Here is a 14,337-nt window from a genome sequence, read left to right on the forward strand (position 1 = left end):
ATGAGCTTGGGGGACGCGGCGGAGCCGCTCGTACACATCAAGGATTTCCGGATGGATTTCGGGGACATCACGGTCATCCGGGACCTGTCGTTCGACGTGCGGGCGGGGGAGACGTTCGGGTTCCTGGGCTCGAACGGGTCGGGGAAGACCACGACGTTGCGGGCCTTGCTGGGCATCTACCAGCCCACGGCGGGGACGCTGCACATCGGCGGGAAGGTCTTCCAGCCCCGCGACGGTGCCCGCCTCGGGTACCTGCCTGAGGAGCGCGGACTGTACAAGAAGGAATCGGTCCTGGATGTGATGGTCTACTTCGGCCGGCTCAAGGGTCTGTCCAAGGCCGCGGCCAGGGCCTGGTCGGAGTCGTACCTGGAGCGGGTCGGGATCGGTGACAAGGCCAAGGTCCGGCTGGATAAGCTCTCCGGCGGCCAGCAGCAGAAGGTCCAGCTCGGGGTGACGATCATGAACAACCCGGAGCTGCTGATCCTGGATGAGCCGACCAAGGGATTTGACCCGGTGAACCGGCGGCTGCTGATGGACATCATCGAAGAGCACAAGCGGGCCGGGGCGACCGTCATCATGGTCACCCACCAGATGGAAGAGGTCGAGCGGCTCTGCGACCGGGTCATCCTCCTCAAAGACGGCGTCTCCCGGGCGTACGGCACGGTCGAGGAAGTCCAGGAGGAGTTCGGCGGCACCGTCTGCCGGGTGGCCTACGACGGAGTCCTGCCGGCCTCGGGGCTGTACGACGTCGTCTCCGACAGTGACGGCCACGCCGAGCTGGCCCCGCGGCCAGGGGCGGGGGAGGCCGCGGTCCTGCGCGAGCTCGTGGAGTCCGGTGCCGGGATCCGGTCCTTCACCCCGGCCCGGATTTCCCTGGACGAGATCTTCATCAAGGTCTACGGCGAGCAGAACGAACTGACGGAGGCGTAATGGCACTGGCACGGCACAACCTCGGCACCGTCGTCTCGTTCGAATTCGTCCGCACCATCAAGAAGAAGGGCTTCGCCATTGCGACCCTGGCGATCCCGGTCATCCTGATCGTGGTCTTCGCCCTGGTGTTCGCGTCCAACGCCAGCACGAAGGACAGTGCGGAGGCCCAGAAGGACGCCCGGTTCGCCTTCACGTACAGCGACGCCTCGGGCATCATCATGTCCCCCGGCGCCAAGGTCGCCGGCGGAACCTACACCGACAACCCGGCCGCCGCCATCGAGGCCGTCCGGAACGGGACCAACGAGGCGTACTTCCAATACCCGGCGGACCCGACTAAGGAGCCGGTGAAGATCTACGGGGCCGACGTGGGCATGTTCGAGAACGGCAAGTATGAGGCGGTGGCCAAGCAGCTGCTGGAGGCCTCGGCCGAATACCAGGTCGGCTCACCGAGGCTGACGGCGGCCCTGACGGAGACCGTGAAGTTCGACGCCGAAACCTTCAAGGACGGGAAGGTCGCCGCCGGCATCGGCGGGGTCATCCCGCCGCTGCTGTTCCTGGTGGTCTTCTACATTTCGATGATTCTGCTCTCCAACCAGATGCTGAACTCCACCCTGGAGGAGAAGGAAAACCGGGTCACCGAGATGATCCTGACGACCCTGAACCCCACCACCCTGATCACGGGGAAGATCATTTCCCTGTTCGCCGTCGGGCTCGTCCAGATCCTGGTGTTCCTCGCCCCAGTCGGGCTCGCGTACCTGTTCTTCCGCGACTCCCTGGCCCTGCCGGACATGGACCTGTCCGCCCTGGTCTTCGAACCGGGCCCGATGATCACCGGGGCGCTGCTCCTGCTCGGCGGGTTCACCGTGTTCACCGGCGTCCTCGTCGCCATCGGGGCGGTCATGCCCACCGCCAAGGAAGCAGGCACCATCTTCGGCCCGCTGATGGCAATGATGTTCATCCCCTTCTACACATTCAGCCTGGTCATCTCCAACCCCGAAGCCCTCATCGTGCAGATCTTCACCTACTTCCCGCTGACCGCCCCGGTCACCGCCCTGCTCCGCAACGGCTTCGGCACCCTGAGCCCGCTTGAGGCCGGGATCGTCATCGCCGAACTCTTCATCGTCGGCATCCTCATCCTGCGCCTGGCCGTCCACCTGTTCCGCTACGGGTCCATCGGCTACGGCAAGAAGCTCTCCATCGCCGGGACCTTCCGCCGCAACGAAATCGCCGCCAAATGAGCGACCCGGCAGCGATCATCGACTCGTTCGTCCGGCTGACGTCCCGGTGCCTGGATGCCCTGCTCACGGTGTACGGAGGAAACGAAAGGCCGACGGTGTGGACCGGCCTGTGGCTCGTGCCACGGGATGGAAGTGACCCGGTCAGGTCCGGCGTCCTTGAGGGGGTGGGTTCCTTCCATCTGCACGGCATCGGGTGCCGTTTCGAACTGGACACCGGCGAAGACGTGGACGTCGACTGGGACTGGGACGGGCGGGCCGTGTTTAATTCGTGGCGGCTCCTGATGTACGCCCACTCGACGGGGGACGAGACCGTCACCGAGCAGGGGCTGAGGGCTGCAGCGCACCAGGCACCGTCAGTGGTCACCTTGGAAGAGGACAAGTTCACCTTCTCGCACCGCCGGTACGACGTCACGAGGCCGGAATCATGAGGCTGAACATCAGCCGGCGGCGGGCGGTCACGACGCTGGGCCTTGTCGTGTGCGGCATGCTGCTGACCGGCTGTTCATTGTTCGAGGTGCCCATACCCGCTAACGACGTGCAGGCCGCTCAAGTCGAAGGAAACTGGCACACCGACCACGGACAGGGGAAACGGACCCAGCTCGAACTGCGGCCCGACGGTACGGCGGACTGGACCGGAGTCCCAGACGGCGTCTTCGACGGTTTCGCGTCCACGCTGAGTCTGGACTGGAACAGCCGAACGGATTACCACGGCACGTGGGCCCTTGAGCAAGACCAAGGCCCCGCCGGCGACGACTATCGGATTGTCCACTTCCGCATAGACATAGAGAACAGGCCCTGGGGGTATTGGCTCTATGTCATGGGACCTACAGATGGCAGAAGCCTGTATCAGTGGCTGGGCGACCCGGACAGCGCGGACCGGCTGACTTTCCGCCGCGACAGCAACGACTCCGCGTGAGCCCACTACGGCCAGTCCGGGACCAACGGAACCAGATGGCAGCACTTCTTCGCCGTCATCACAGGTCATCGACGGCCTCAAAGCCCTGGGCGCCGGGGACCCCGACGTCGGCCATTGGCCGGGTGCGAGGAGAACATCCGCCGCCAGGAAGCCACCGTCCGCGGCCAGCAGGAACTCGCCGCATCATCACTGGACGCCCAGTTCGCCTCCCTCGAAGGCCTCGGCAAGGAGACCGAAGTGGAGGCACGACTGGCTGCCCTCAAGTCCATGGACCGGAAGGCCATCGACTATTGAGACGGCCGCCCGCCAAAGCCCCTGTACTCAAATTGTCCGGGGCTTCTACAAGGCCAAGCTATCCGGTGCCTACTTCTTGCAACGGTTGGTCGTCGAGTGCTTTCAGGACATCGCCGGCGCGGGTGAGGAGAATGGCCATGTCTCTAAACTCTTTGAGCCACTTGCCATAGGCCTCGTCATCGGACATTGCAGTGGGTCTGCCCACGGCGCGCAGGAAGTCGCTCCTGACAACTGGTGAAACTTCCGCTAGATACTGGTCCGACAGGTAGTCCTCCATCTCCTTCAGGACCACGTGGATTTCAGGAGGAAACGGCGTATGCAGTGTGGTTCCTTGGCGCTCCGCGGCCCGTCTCCGCAGCTCGTCCAGAGCGCTCGGGGGCCTGTCGGCGGACGTAGCCCGTATGTCCTGAACTCTCTGCCGGTAACTGCGTATGTTCGCCATCAGTGCATCGCTGGGGGGTCCGACCTGCCCTGAAATCGGCAGGCGGATCCGCTGCGTTGACTCAATGGCAGTCCGCACCAGTGCAAGCGAGATGCTGCCCATAGATTCATAGGCGTTCAAGTACCTGAGCCCATCCCATTCCTCGGCGGCGAGGTCCATCCGTGTGATCTTGGCCGCTTGCTCCTGGTTTTCGTCTCGCCAATTTGGGGCGATGCGAAGGTCAGTCCGCAGCCGAACCCGGTATAGGTAAAAGACCGATCCTCGGTCGCCTTGTTCATTTATCCGGCGCAGCATCGACTCGATCGCTGCTTCGTATGTGCCGACGTGCAGGGCCTGGTTCTCGTAGATCCGGCGGTGCCTTTCGATTTCTTCCTCGGGCCACTGAGCCGTTCGGCGAAGGTGCCGGAGTTCTTTCTCTGGCAGCTCCCATAAAGCCTGGGGCCACTCCGGATCTGTTGTTGTGTGGTACCAGAAGAGTTGCGGAATTTTGGATGCGTCGAGAGCCTCATCTTCGGGGTCTCTGACATCGATAACCCTAGGACCGAAGTTGAAATCGTGACCGCAGCTCGAGCAGGTCGTTACTCCGGTCCCAGAGAGCGAGTGATAGCTCTCGGCGGACAGCAGGTTACTGGCCGGGCAATTTTCACACCGCATCCGATAGTCGTAGGAAAAATTGATCTCTCGTTCGCTGAGCACAAGCCATTATTGCAACCTGCAGAAGCCCATCGAGGAGACACGCAAGCCACGTCCGTCATCTTGTCGGGGCCCGGGTCCACCATGGGGGGGTATTACGGCTCCAACGGTGGAGGCGGCCATCCATGAACTGATGGATCTCGCCTGGAATGTTGTCTTCGACGTGCTTGATGAGCGAGGGCTGCTCGGTGACGGGTTGTTCGTCGAGGAGTTCACCGGTATTCACTCTTGGCTGGACGGGCCCACCCGGTACACCGTCGTCCACTCCCGGACGGTCGCTGTCCTGTTCGTGGACACCCGGCCGGTGGACGCCATCCCCTTTCGCCATGACCTGCTCGGCGCCGACGACCCGGCCAGCTTCTTTTCCCTGCCGGGGTAGTAGCAGGGCGGACCAGGCAGCTGGAACCTGCTGTTACTCGGCGAGGTCGAAGTCCAGGTCCAGGTCTTCGAGGGAGTGGAGTTCCCGCCACGTTTCGGTCACCCGGGCGCTTGGCAGGGCCGCCGCGATCGGCATCCTGTCAACGGCCACCAGCTGGTCCAGGCCGAGCCCGGTGAGGGCTGCGACGTCACGGATGGGTACTTGGAAGGTACGGAACGGGCCCAGCGGGGGAGCGTCATCGGTGACTCCTGGGCGGGGGATGTCCGGCAGGTCATCGAGCTGGGGTGTCTGGTCCACGACGTAGCCGGTGGCCGCCAGTTCGCCGTGGTGGAGGAACGCGGCGACTTTGAAGAAGCGCAGCGGGATGTCCACTCCCCGGTAGGCCGGATCGTGTTCGCTGAATACCGGCCCGGTGAACACGACGATCCGCCTGCTGTTGTCCGCTGCGTTCTCCTGCAGGTAGGACTCCAGCCCCAGCCAGAGTTCCATGCCCTGGTTGAACTTGGCCGCCTGCGGGGCGGCGTTCGTGTAGTAGAAGGTGTCCTCGTTCGCCTGGGCGGCCTCAGCCAGGGTGTCGCCCCACACCGCGGAGGCGCGGCGGACCAGGTGGCCGCGGTCCAGGTCGTTCCGGGCGTACACCCGTTCGCCGGTCTGCTGGTCCCCGGGCAGGCGCGGGTCCAGCCTCCACTGGATGCCGGACCGGTCCAGATCCATCAGCTTTTGCCCGTCCATAGCCAGAGCAGTCACCGCGGCCAGTCGCTTGTCCGGGCGCATCAGCACCGAGAAATGCGTGTACGGGAGCAGGACGGTCTCCACGCCTGGCAGCGCAGGGATTGGGACCGGAACGCCGAGGAAACCAGCGTCGTACCCGGCACGGCCAGCCAGGTCCCGGGCGGTGCCGACCTGTGCCTCGTGCGTCATGAGTTCGTCCATGCCCGGACCCTACCAGCCGCACATGACGGTGGGCTGCACGGTCGGTCCACCCTCATTCTGCTACGTCCAGCAATGCCGGGTCGTCCCAGACGTCCACGTACCCGGGCGCGAGCAGAAACCGTGAACCGGGCGGCATCTGCAGGAAGCCTTCAACTTGGGGGCAGCGCTCGACCAGGTGGGCTGCATGCCAGGGCTGGAAGAAGTCCGCGTCGGGCGACAATTCGCCGGTCCACACATACCAGCCGGAGGTGTTCGCCTCGGGCGGGTGCCGGAGCCCATGCAGCGGCCAGTCCAGTTCGCCGCTTATGACAGAGCGGGAAGCGCCCAGTACCTCCATCAGTTCATCCCCCATGCCTGCAATTGTGCCCTAACCGTGTTCCGCAGCCGGGCTGTTCTGTCGCGCGCCGGGCTAGGGTGAGGCTATGCGACGGTCGGCGGGTTATGCACTCTCATCGGCGCTGGTGGCCGGTTCCCTGTTGGCGGGTTGCGGGAATGTTTCCTGCGACGCGATGATGCGTTACAGCACCCTGGAGTTGGACTTCACCATGTTTCCTCGAACCGCGGGTCTCGAATATGAGGTGACATGCCTGGACCGGGCCGACCAGGATGCCTGCACCCAGTACCAGGCAGGACACCGCTACAGTGCCGCGATGCACACGTCCGTGGCCATGCAGGTCGGCGTCCGTGCCGTGCGGCTGACGGTCTACGACACTGCGTCCCAGGCGGTCGTGGCCGACAAAACACTGGACCCTATCCCCTGGGATCCCCCGGTTAAGGATGGGCCGTGCGGCTCGCCCTCGAAAGCCGTATGGAAGTTCTAAGCGGGCACGGTGTTCTCTGCCATAGTGGTGTCACCGGAAACCGAGAAGGGGCGATTGATGGGTGCATGGGGCTTCTTGCCGTTTGAGAACGACGACGCGCTGGACTGGATGGACGAGCTCGATGGCGGGGACACGGATTTCGTTCGCAGGGCAGTCACGGCGGTAGGGGATGGCTATGTGGAAGCCCCGGAAGGCAGTGTCGCTGTGGCGGCCGCCGAGGTCATCGCCGCCAGCCAGGGGACACCGGCGGGAAACCTTCCGGAGAACGTCGCCGACTGGGTGACCGCGCACGGGCGGGGGATCACCGCCGAGGATGTGGAGCTCGCCCTGGAAGCCGTCCAACGGGTCGCGGGGGAGGAGTCCGAACTGGCTGAACTCTGGGACGACGCCGACGAACCCGAATGGCGCGAGTCCGTCGACGACCTGTCCGAGCGACTGCGCGCTGCCCTGCGGTAGTTGTGGGGCGCGGCGTCGAGGCTTGTCAGTCTGCTGACCGTAGGAGTGTTTCGAAGTGGCTCAGCGAGACAACGCTCTGGCGGTCCACGTCGAGCTCGTCTTCCACGATGGCCGTGCCTGCATCGACGTCCAGCAGCACATTGAAGGTGTTGTACGTCAGGTACTGCCGTCCGGCCTGCCGCTGCTCAATGATTGTCAGCAGCTGCGCGCGAATGTAGTCATTCGCCTCGCCGGCAAGAAACTCATCGATCGGCGTCTGCGACATCTTCACTAAGGCCTTCGTGAGGCCGTGCTGCCGGCTCACTGTTCAGGATGGGTGCCGCTGCGCCTCGATCGCCACCCGAGGACGGCCATCGAGAGCCAGAAGATCGTGAATGCAGCGCCGGCGATGACGAATACCCAGTCGACGCCGGTCCAGTGCCCTCGCTGAGACGGATCAGCGGCGGCACGATCAGGCAGACGCCCAAAATGACGCCCAAGACCTGTGCCCGAGAACTCCGAAAGCACGGGTCTACCTGCGTTTTCCCCATGCCGCAGTCTCTCAGTTCCCTACCATTGTGACTAGTTGCGACGTGGGCCATCCGGGGATGACAGCGTGGTCGGCCGCCGACCTTTGTAGCCACCACGGGGCCGACCCACCCGCCACCCAGGAATGGCCTCGTTGAGCCGGGTTTCCTTGGTCTCGGCAAGGCGGCCGGCCCGGTCGTCGATGCGCTGGGTGTGCAGCCAGACGCCCAGGGTCCGTTCTTCCTGGTCGTCGGTCTTCTGGTGCCGGGGCAGATCGTTGCCGGTGGCCAGCCAGGCGGCGACCTCGTCCAGGCGCCGGTCCCAGCGGGCGGCGTCGTCGGCCTGCTTCGTGGGCGGGTTCCGCCAGTTCGGAATCTCGTCCAGCGCCGCAGCATAGTCGGGGGAGGGGATGCCCGCCGCGTCGCCCTCCCGGCGGCGGGCCAGCCAGATCGCCAACGCTCGCTCCCTTGGCGTGCGTTTGGTGGGCAGGCGTCCCTCGGTCCGGTACAGGGCCAGAACATCGTCCAGGTTCCGCCGGCCGGCGGCGGTGACCCGGGTCGCAGGCCGCGCAGCAGCCCGGTGGGCGGCTCGAAGCCGGGGATCCTCTCTGGCGGCGATAGCCAGGTGATACCGGACCGTGGTCTCGGCAACCCGGGCGGCCGCGGCGATCGTTGAGGTCGGGGTGCCCTGGCGGTACGTCTGCACCCACTCCGGGTCGGGGGCGGTGCGTTTTAGTGATGAGGCTCGCCTCCCGTCTGCGCGGTTAGTAGGCATCCCAGCCCCGCGCTTCCGGGTTCATCATCCGTGCCAGTTGTGCATAGGCGTCGTCATCCGCGTCCAGGTAGCCGGAGGGGTGCAGGAAGAAGATTCCCCTGTTGAAGGCCTCAACGAAGGTCTCGAACATCGACGAAACGGACAGGTAAAGCACGGGATGTTCTGGTTCGCCCAGCATAAAGTGGCGTACCTGCCCCCAGCTGCCTGGGGTGCCAGAGCAGTCCACTGCGATGAAGTCGCCACCCCCATTCGCCAGCAGCGGCAGCCACGCCGGGTCCCACCGGGTGTCGTCACGGAAAACTGCATGGTTAGCGAGCGTCTCGTCGAGGTTGGGGAAGTAGAAGCCCGGGATGATGTGGATGTCGTCGAGCATGGCGCCGGGATAGTCCAGGGTTCCATCGCGCCACGCGTAGAGTCTGATGACATCGTCGGGCAAGACAAGTCCGGCGATGACGGATTTTTCAAACAGGACCCGTTCAGGCAGACCGGCCTGCAGCACTCCGGTGACAGGCCGGCTGAGGATGGAGAGATGCCCGAGAAGCTCCGGCAGAGAGTTGTCGAGATCAGCAGGCATAGGTCGAACCTAGCAGCTGCAGTCTCCGCCCCGAGTCGCTAAGCCAGCTCTGCAGGGTCCGACACTATGTCGGCCTTCGTTTTGGGCAGCCTCCGTCGAGGGGAAAAGTCCACCTTCCAGCTGTCGAGTTCGTAGACGTCGTCATCCGTGTCCAGATTCAGGGCAACCTGGACCGGGAAGTTGTCGACGTCTTTGAACCAACCCTCCGCGAGCGTCCGTCCGTACTCCCGGTACGGTTTGCTGCTATGAAACTGCAGGCTGCCCATGCCGCCGTCCTCCATGTCACTTACGAGCAAAGCGGAGAGATCTAAAGCACTCCACTGCGGCTGGCCCGTGCGCTCAAGCAGTGCTTGAGCGACGACAATTTCGCCTGGGAGAAGCGGTCTGAGGGTCATCTGAAAATCCTATGGTTGGCCCGCGCGCAGAGTTTGCACATTATGCTGACCCGTTCAGGGGTCTGCTACTGCCGTGCTGTGAACAGGGCCTGGATGTCTTCGCTGGCACGGCTGAGCTCTTCGCCGGCGTCGAGCGTGACCTTGCCGCGGACGCACACCAGTCATCGTGGAAGGAAGGGTCGGGCGAATTCGATGACTTCAACGCCCCAACGCCAAGCCTGACCCTCGAAGCTGCTGGGCTGCCTGAAATTTCCGGCAGCCCGAGATAACTCCAAACGCAATGCGGGGTGCCTGCAACGTGACCTTCGGAACTACCGCAGCACCGGAACGCCACGTCGGGCTTTACCGGCGTGCCATTTGGAATGCCAGGCAAAGTACTTCGCCGTATGGGGACCGAAGGCTGCAACCTTCTTTCCCACGAGGTCAGCCACGAACGCAGAAAGGTGTTCGGTAGCCGCTTGCCGCGGACCCACTTCTATCACACCGGCCGGATTCACCTTGATGTACCCGCGCTCGAAGACGGCGTCACACCCCAGCGCACATGCGGCCATGACGACTCGCTTGTCCACGCGCTCGACGGGGCTGCATTCCGCCCGCTTCTTGATGTGCGACGTGACGAGAAGCCCCTTGGGGAGCAACTTTCCACACAGCGCGCACTCGCCGTCTTGCTTGCCACCGAACAAGTGCTTTTTCAGCTGGTTATGCTCGGCCCTCAGTTTCACTACCACGGTCCCGTCGGCTCCCACAACGATGACAGCGTCAGCCTCATCCTCATCATTGTCTGCGGCAAGGTCTGAAAGATCGTCACCAGGTTCGGCGACCAAGCTAAGCACGTCCATAATCCATAGCCCTGCTGCCCTGGGCAGCTCAAATAGGTAGCCCTGGTTGACACCGCCCTTGATGTTGAAAGGGCTCCCGTAAGACTTCCACGCCCTCCGGAGGGCCTCCGGAATGTCACTCAAGGGTAGCGGGACCTCAAGCTCCTGCATCCGGAGCTTGACCTCCCGGCCGTCTCTTTCCCACTCCAGTTCCGTAAGGCCAACATGTGGGTTGGCCGCAGGCCGAGCGCCGGTCAGCGCGGTGCTTACGGAGCGGATTTGGGTATCAGCGTAGTTGATTACAATGTCACCTGGCCTAACCCGGTCCATGCGCTCCCAGTGATGCTGACTTCTACCGTCCTCGTTGACGTACGGCGCCCACATGATTCCCAGGGCGGACTCCCACTTGTAGCTCTGCCCTTGATTTACCCACCAAAAGTTGACCACGAATTTCCCCCTGAGAAGTTAAGAACGGTCCGGTGTTATGCCGGGATCGCGCCGTCCCTGCAAGCAAATGCTACTGGTAAGAGATTCGATGACAGCATTCGAGGCACGGTCAGTAGAAACAACGGCTAACACGCGGGACAGTTGCCGGCGCGGCAACTGTCGGTCACGGGAAGTAGGATCAGCGGCGTGGAAGTGAATAACCGTGAGTGGGCGCTCGCTATCTGGCTGGCTGCATTCCTTATGCTTTTTCTGCTGGTCCCGGCTTCGCGGCGGTCAGTGCCCGGCCTGTTGCGGATCTTTTTTGGACACCGCATCTTTGTTCCATTCCTAATCATGGTTATCTACACGGGTGGAGTAATTGCAGTCCTCATAGGTATGGGTGTTTGGGAAGCAAAGCTGATCACTCCAACCATCGTCTGGTTTCTTACCATTGCCTTGATAAACTTCATGCGCGTTCCGCGAGCGATGAAGGAACCGCGCTACTTTCGCAAACTTGCGGTGAGCGCTGTAACAGTACCCGTCGCAGTCCAATTCGTGGTGGACATGTACCCCTTCTCACTCATTAGCGAGATTCTGCTCCAAGGCGGTTTCCTGCTCTTCTCAGCAGTGGCTGCCTTTGCAGCCACGGGCCAGCAGTACGCCGCGGCACGGCGTATCCTGAACGTCCTTATTGGGCTCCTGGTGGTTGTCGTTGTCATTCACAGCGCCCACGAAATCACCGCCCAGTGGTCGAGAATTGACTTCGGAGGCGAGGCTAAGAAGTTTCTTCTGCCGATTGGCTTGACAGCTGCATTCTTACCATTCCTGTATGGACTTACGTTGTATGCCGCCTACGAGTCCGCGGCGTCCCACATGAAAGCGGTACGCCCTCCCAAAACTCCCCTGGCTCGGCCAGTGATTACACTCCTTGCAAGAACTGCCTTCAGCGTAGAAAAGATTGCAGCGGTGACTCCCCGGACACGTATGGTCATGGCGGAAACATCTAGTTGGCGCGCAGCTTCGGCTGCCTTCGATGCGGGCCGTGTCCATGAGATTACCCGACGACAGGAACTGGCCGACAAGCAGCAGCGTCTCTTGGATAACGCGGGTGTGGCTGGAACAGACGGCAATTGCAAACGGCTAGATCAAAGGGAATTTGAGCAAACAATTAGAGCCCTCAGCTACTTACATTTCTGCCAAGCCGGCAACTATCGAAATCTTGGCCGGTACCGCGCAGACCTTATCGATGCCCTCGGCCCTGAGGCACTTGCTTCAAGAGGGCTGCCCAACGAGGCAGCCATAACTATGCATGTTGCCAAGGATGGTCAGGGGTGGTGGGCTTGGCGGAGAACGGTCACCGGCTGGGTCTTCGCGATCGGAGCCATCGAAGCTCCGAACGACCGCTGGGAATTCGATGGACCGAAAGTGCCCGCCGGCGGCCCGGGGTCCGACCCCTCGTGGAGGCACTTTATGGTGCCTCCTGAACCTCACGAACATTGGTAGCAGACGGCTGGCGGTCTCTCCGCTCCAGCTATGAGGCCGCCCCTCCCCAACCACCTACACCCGTCCATCTCGGGGACGGTTGCGAGGGTGGCGAGAGTGACCATGAGGTCGGCCAGGTCTTTCCCCTTCATGTTTGGTTACACACTTTCTGATGGGTCTTCTTGAGGCGCAGCCTCACCCAGGCGGGGCGACGTGCTCCCCTCTATGCACGTGACGATGCATCGGACGCTGAGCATCCGGCGCAAGGGTGGCAAGGATGGAAAGGTGGCCGTGCAACGGCTGGCACGTCTTGCCGGTATTAAGGGGCGAATCAGTCCCCACTCACTGCGGCACACGTTCGTCACGCTGGCGCTCGACGCCGGGACGGCCTTACATGACCTCCAGGACAGCATGGGCCATGCCGATCCCCGCACCACACGTAGGTACGACAGGTCTAGGCACTCGTTGGTTTAGGCGGCGGGGTACGACGTTGCCCGTGTTCTCTCTCAGTCAGGTTGCGAAGCGAGGAGCCTGAATGCGCGAGGATTTAGAAGTTCCCTTCTTCGTGCGGTTCGCTTCAAATCGCCAGTGATCAGAACTTCCGAATACTCTTGATGTGCTGTAGAAGCGCGCTGGTAGTCCTCGGCAGTCAGTTCAACCCAGAAGTGCGCCAGAGGCCCACCTGGATTCGCAACATCGCTTCCTGCGATCGTGATTTTGCCCGGGGTATCTGAAGGGCCGGTCCTTGAGAGTCTGATAACCAGACCGCTAACAGTCACATCTTCTTCAACTGCTTCTTGACGAAGTTGTTTGCCAGCCCAGGCAATAATCTCCAACTGATCCTGCGAGACAGCGAGCTTTGATGCCGTTGTCGTGACTGGCCGACGGGCGGACCACTTGAAGCTGAACTCCAATGGGGTGAGGCCGTCCGCCGACGTTTGCGAAAGCGCCTCACATAGGTCGGCGCTTATGCCCTCAGGAATGCGCCGTCTGAACGCCTCAAGTCCAACATCAGATGCTATGGCCTCTGAGGCGGCATTAGCAGCGGCCTGTGTGCTCCTAAGCAGGTGTAGGGTCGTGCGGCGGGAGTAATCTTCCAGTCGTAAATCCGAGCCGGGCAACACGAAGGGGTACTGTTCAGGCATTGCATGATCGCTAAGCGGAACGGATAGTCTCCATATGAAGCTCCCGGCCACCGGAGTCAGCATCTCTGTTGCCCGAACTAGGGCGGTGGCCTCTGGCGGTCGCCGCCGAGGTAGCACAGCGGAACTTTCCTGAAGGGCAACAGCGGTAGCCGAGCTCTCGACCCATTTTCGCAGGCCCTGGACCGACTCCGCCGAAGCGCTCAGACCCATACTCCCAGGAGCGCCAAACGGGAATGTGCGAACTTCTTGGATGTCACGCTCTAAGTCAACGAGATCGCGTACGACATCGTCGACGTCCCGGCTTTCGGCCTTAGCAATGACCTGTATGAGCTGAGCAATCCTATCCACAAACGTCTTGACTTCAGGATTGCTAGGTAGCCAGCCCTGCGGCTGCTCGTCGTCGGTGGCTCTCGTCCAATAGGACCCTGCAACGTCGCCGTCGACTTCTTGCCAACCGTGTGTCAGAAGGTAAGCAGTAAAGTTTGCCAATGGGATGTTGGCAAGGACCTGTCGATTCACTACATGCTGGCCCATTGCTGCGCCTTTCCTGAATGATCGAACAAGTACTCCGACAATTTCAACGGGGTGAGCAGGCTATCCGGTGGGAACGACAATCTGCTCTGCGTTGCGGAGGGTCCAATCGGGGGACGCCCCATCAGGTCCAAAATATAGGCCTCCCGACTGAGCCTAAGGCCGTCACTCTCCATTGACGCGAAGTCTCGCCTTGAGGGTGGGACTACAACCACAATCAGGTATCTCCGAATATCGAAGTCAGTTGGGTAAGTTCCGCACAGCACATCGTGGGCCTCAGCTTTGATGTCGTACTGAAAGCTGCCATCGGGCCCGTAAATTGGGTTCTTCGTGGACTTTACGGAGACTTCTATTGTCTGCGACGGCCAAGGGATGTCGTGGCGTCTCGTGTACTTGATGGAAAGGTCCACACCAACCGGCTCGGGGTCCTGCTTGCCGACTCCGAACCCCGCTGCACTGGCTAGTGCCCGCACATACTGTTCGGCAAAGTGGCCCTGAACGCCGCTGTGGTACCCCTGCAATTGTTGAGTTGACATCAGCACTGGTTGAAGCTGCAGCTTTGACTGAATGGGAGGACGCTGAA

The 14,337-nt window shown here is 62.2% G+C and carries 19 protein-coding genes and 1 pseudogene; 10 read left to right on the plus strand and 10 right to left on the minus strand.

The genetic code is table 11. The features are described from left to right. From BLT71_RS05490 to BLT71_RS05510, 5 genes and pseudogenes are all read left to right on the plus strand, one after another. Complete coding sequence (locus BLT71_RS05490; RefSeq protein ID WP_091718282.1) at positions 1-930, plus strand: ABC transporter ATP-binding protein; 930 nt, start codon at positions 1-3, stop codon at positions 928-930. Beyond that, on the plus strand, positions 930-2,168 hold the full coding sequence (locus BLT71_RS05495; protein WP_091718284.1) for an ABC transporter permease: 1,239 nt from the start codon (positions 930-932) through the stop codon (positions 2,166-2,168). Before BLT71_RS05490 ends, BLT71_RS05495 begins: the two co-directional genes overlap by 1 nt. After that, positions 2,165-2,596 (plus strand): DUF6896 domain-containing protein, encoded by a 432-nt coding sequence (locus tag BLT71_RS05500; RefSeq protein WP_091718286.1) that lies wholly within the window; start codon positions 2,165-2,167, stop codon positions 2,594-2,596. The genes BLT71_RS05495 and BLT71_RS05500 overlap by 4 nt, the downstream gene beginning before the upstream one ends. Beyond that, positions 2,593-3,084, plus strand: a complete 492-nt coding sequence (locus BLT71_RS05505; protein ID WP_091718288.1) for a hypothetical protein — start codon at positions 2,593-2,595, stop codon at positions 3,082-3,084. Before BLT71_RS05500 ends, BLT71_RS05505 begins: the two co-directional genes overlap by 4 nt. 46 nt (positions 3,085-3,130) lie before the next feature. Continuing rightward, positions 3,131-3,378, plus strand: a pseudogene (locus BLT71_RS05510) (PspA/IM30 family protein); the annotation flags it as partial. Between the two features lie 58 nt (positions 3,379-3,436). Here BLT71_RS05510 and BLT71_RS05515 read toward each other — a convergent pair. Then, positions 3,437-4,516, minus strand: a complete 1,080-nt coding sequence (locus BLT71_RS05515) for a hypothetical protein (protein ID WP_091718290.1) — start codon at positions 4,514-4,516, stop codon at positions 3,437-3,439. A 130-nt stretch (positions 4,517-4,646) separates the two neighbouring features. Between BLT71_RS05515 and BLT71_RS05520 the strand changes: the two genes are divergently transcribed. Beyond that, complete coding sequence (locus BLT71_RS05520; RefSeq protein WP_231994456.1) at positions 4,647-4,892, plus strand: hypothetical protein; 246 nt, start codon at positions 4,647-4,649, stop codon at positions 4,890-4,892. 33 nt (positions 4,893-4,925) lie between these two features. Here the strand turns inward: BLT71_RS05520 and BLT71_RS05525 are convergent, their stop codons facing one another. Together BLT71_RS05525 and BLT71_RS05530 are read right to left on the minus strand one after the other, a co-directional pair. Continuing rightward, the gene (locus tag BLT71_RS05525; protein WP_231994458.1) at positions 4,926-5,825 is read right to left on the minus strand and encodes a DNA/RNA non-specific endonuclease; all 900 of its coding nucleotides are present in this window, start codon (positions 5,823-5,825) and stop codon (positions 4,926-4,928) included. 52 nt (positions 5,826-5,877) lie between these two features. After that, a complete protein-coding gene (locus BLT71_RS05530; RefSeq protein ID WP_091718292.1) occupies positions 5,878-6,177 on the minus strand; it encodes an immunity protein Imm33 domain-containing protein in 300 nt (99 codons plus the stop codon). Between the two features lie 70 nt (positions 6,178-6,247). Here BLT71_RS05530 and BLT71_RS05535 point away from each other — a divergent pair, with 70 nt between their 5' ends. Together BLT71_RS05535 and BLT71_RS05540 are read left to right on the plus strand one after the other, a co-directional pair. Beyond that, positions 6,248-6,646, plus strand: a complete 399-nt coding sequence (locus BLT71_RS05535; protein WP_157693429.1) for a hypothetical protein — start codon at positions 6,248-6,250, stop codon at positions 6,644-6,646. A 57-nt stretch (positions 6,647-6,703) separates the two neighbouring features. Continuing rightward, positions 6,704-7,102 (plus strand): DUF4259 domain-containing protein, encoded by a 399-nt coding sequence (locus tag BLT71_RS05540; RefSeq protein WP_091718296.1) that lies wholly within the window; start codon positions 6,704-6,706, stop codon positions 7,100-7,102. A 25-nt stretch (positions 7,103-7,127) separates the two neighbouring features. Here BLT71_RS05540 and BLT71_RS05545 read toward each other — a convergent pair whose 3' ends face one another. The 5 genes from BLT71_RS05545 to BLT71_RS05565 form a co-directional block, all read right to left on the minus strand. Continuing rightward, positions 7,128-7,373 carry a hypothetical protein gene (locus tag BLT71_RS05545; protein WP_091718298.1) on the minus strand — a complete coding sequence of 82 codons (246 nt, stop codon included), beginning with the start codon at positions 7,371-7,373 and terminating at the stop codon, positions 7,128-7,130. A gap of 290 nt (positions 7,374-7,663) precedes the next feature. Next, complete coding sequence (locus tag BLT71_RS05550) at positions 7,664-8,314, minus strand: helicase associated domain-containing protein (protein WP_231994460.1); 651 nt, start codon at positions 8,312-8,314, stop codon at positions 7,664-7,666. A 58-nt stretch (positions 8,315-8,372) separates the two neighbouring features. Next, on the minus strand, positions 8,373-8,957 hold the full coding sequence (locus BLT71_RS05555) for an SMI1/KNR4 family protein (RefSeq protein ID WP_091718302.1): 585 nt from the start codon (positions 8,955-8,957) through the stop codon (positions 8,373-8,375). Positions 8,958-8,995: 38 nt separating this feature from the next. After that, complete coding sequence (locus BLT71_RS05560; RefSeq protein ID WP_091718304.1) at positions 8,996-9,352, minus strand: DUF6984 family protein; 357 nt, start codon at positions 9,350-9,352, stop codon at positions 8,996-8,998. A gap of 311 nt (positions 9,353-9,663) precedes the next feature. Next, positions 9,664-10,617, minus strand: a complete 954-nt coding sequence (locus BLT71_RS05565) for a hypothetical protein (RefSeq protein WP_091718306.1) — start codon at positions 10,615-10,617, stop codon at positions 9,664-9,666. 186 nt (positions 10,618-10,803) lie between these two features. Here BLT71_RS05565 and BLT71_RS05570 point away from each other — a divergent pair, with 186 nt between their 5' ends. Further along, a complete protein-coding gene (locus BLT71_RS05570) occupies positions 10,804-12,099 on the plus strand; it encodes a hypothetical protein (protein WP_091718308.1) in 1,296 nt (431 codons plus the stop codon). A 216-nt stretch (positions 12,100-12,315) separates the two neighbouring features. Further along, entirely contained in the window at positions 12,316-12,552 is a 237-nt protein-coding gene (locus tag BLT71_RS21020; protein WP_407681242.1) for a tyrosine-type recombinase/integrase, read from the plus strand. Positions 12,553-12,584: 32 nt separating this feature from the next. Here BLT71_RS21020 and BLT71_RS20340 read toward each other — a convergent pair whose 3' ends face one another. Both BLT71_RS20340 and BLT71_RS21025 read right to left on the minus strand, forming a co-directional pair. Beyond that, entirely contained in the window at positions 12,585-13,757 is a 1,173-nt protein-coding gene (locus BLT71_RS20340) for a hypothetical protein (protein ID WP_157693430.1), read from the minus strand. Next, complete coding sequence (locus BLT71_RS21025) at positions 13,742-14,290, minus strand: DUF4365 domain-containing protein (RefSeq protein ID WP_407681243.1); 549 nt, start codon at positions 14,288-14,290, stop codon at positions 13,742-13,744. The genes BLT71_RS20340 and BLT71_RS21025 overlap by 16 nt, the downstream gene beginning before the upstream one ends. Positions 14,291-14,337: the final 47 nt, after the last annotated feature.

This window comes from Pseudarthrobacter equi (assembly GCF_900105535.1).
GTDB lineage: Bacteria > Actinomycetota > Actinomycetes > Actinomycetales > Micrococcaceae > Arthrobacter > Arthrobacter equi.

Coding starts and splice junctions, on each gene's coding strand:
- BLT71_RS05490 (WP_091718282.1), top strand. CDS start 1: ATGAGCTTGGGGGACGCGGCGGAGCCGCTCGTACACATCAAGGATTTC.
- BLT71_RS05495 (WP_091718284.1), top strand. CDS start 930: ATGGCACTGGCACGGCACAACCTCGGCACCGTCGTCTCGTTCGAATTC.
- BLT71_RS05500 (WP_091718286.1), top strand. CDS start 2,165: ATGAGCGACCCGGCAGCGATCATCGACTCGTTCGTCCGGCTGACGTCC.
- BLT71_RS05505 (WP_091718288.1), top strand. CDS start 2,593: ATGAGGCTGAACATCAGCCGGCGGCGGGCGGTCACGACGCTGGGCCTT.
- BLT71_RS05520 (WP_231994456.1), top strand. CDS start 4,647: ATGGATCTCGCCTGGAATGTTGTCTTCGACGTGCTTGATGAGCGAGGG.
- BLT71_RS05525 (WP_231994458.1), bottom strand. CDS start 5,825: ATGGACGAACTCATGACGCACGAGGCACAGGTCGGCACCGCCCGGGAC.
- BLT71_RS05530 (WP_091718292.1), bottom strand. CDS start 6,177: ATGGGGGATGAACTGATGGAGGTACTGGGCGCTTCCCGCTCTGTCATA.
- BLT71_RS05535 (WP_157693429.1), top strand. CDS start 6,248: ATGCGACGGTCGGCGGGTTATGCACTCTCATCGGCGCTGGTGGCCGGT.
- BLT71_RS05540 (WP_091718296.1), top strand. CDS start 6,704: ATGGGTGCATGGGGCTTCTTGCCGTTTGAGAACGACGACGCGCTGGAC.
- BLT71_RS05555 (WP_091718302.1), bottom strand. CDS start 8,957: ATGCCTGCTGATCTCGACAACTCTCTGCCGGAGCTTCTCGGGCATCTC.
- BLT71_RS05560 (WP_091718304.1), bottom strand. CDS start 9,352: ATGACCCTCAGACCGCTTCTCCCAGGCGAAATTGTCGTCGCTCAAGCA.
- BLT71_RS21020 (WP_407681242.1), top strand. CDS start 12,316: ATGCATCGGACGCTGAGCATCCGGCGCAAGGGTGGCAAGGATGGAAAG.
- BLT71_RS20340 (WP_157693430.1), bottom strand. CDS start 13,757: ATGGGCCAGCATGTAGTGAATCGACAGGTCCTTGCCAACATCCCATTG.
- BLT71_RS21025 (WP_407681243.1), bottom strand. CDS start 14,290: ATGTCAACTCAACAATTGCAGGGGTACCACAGCGGCGTTCAGGGCCAC.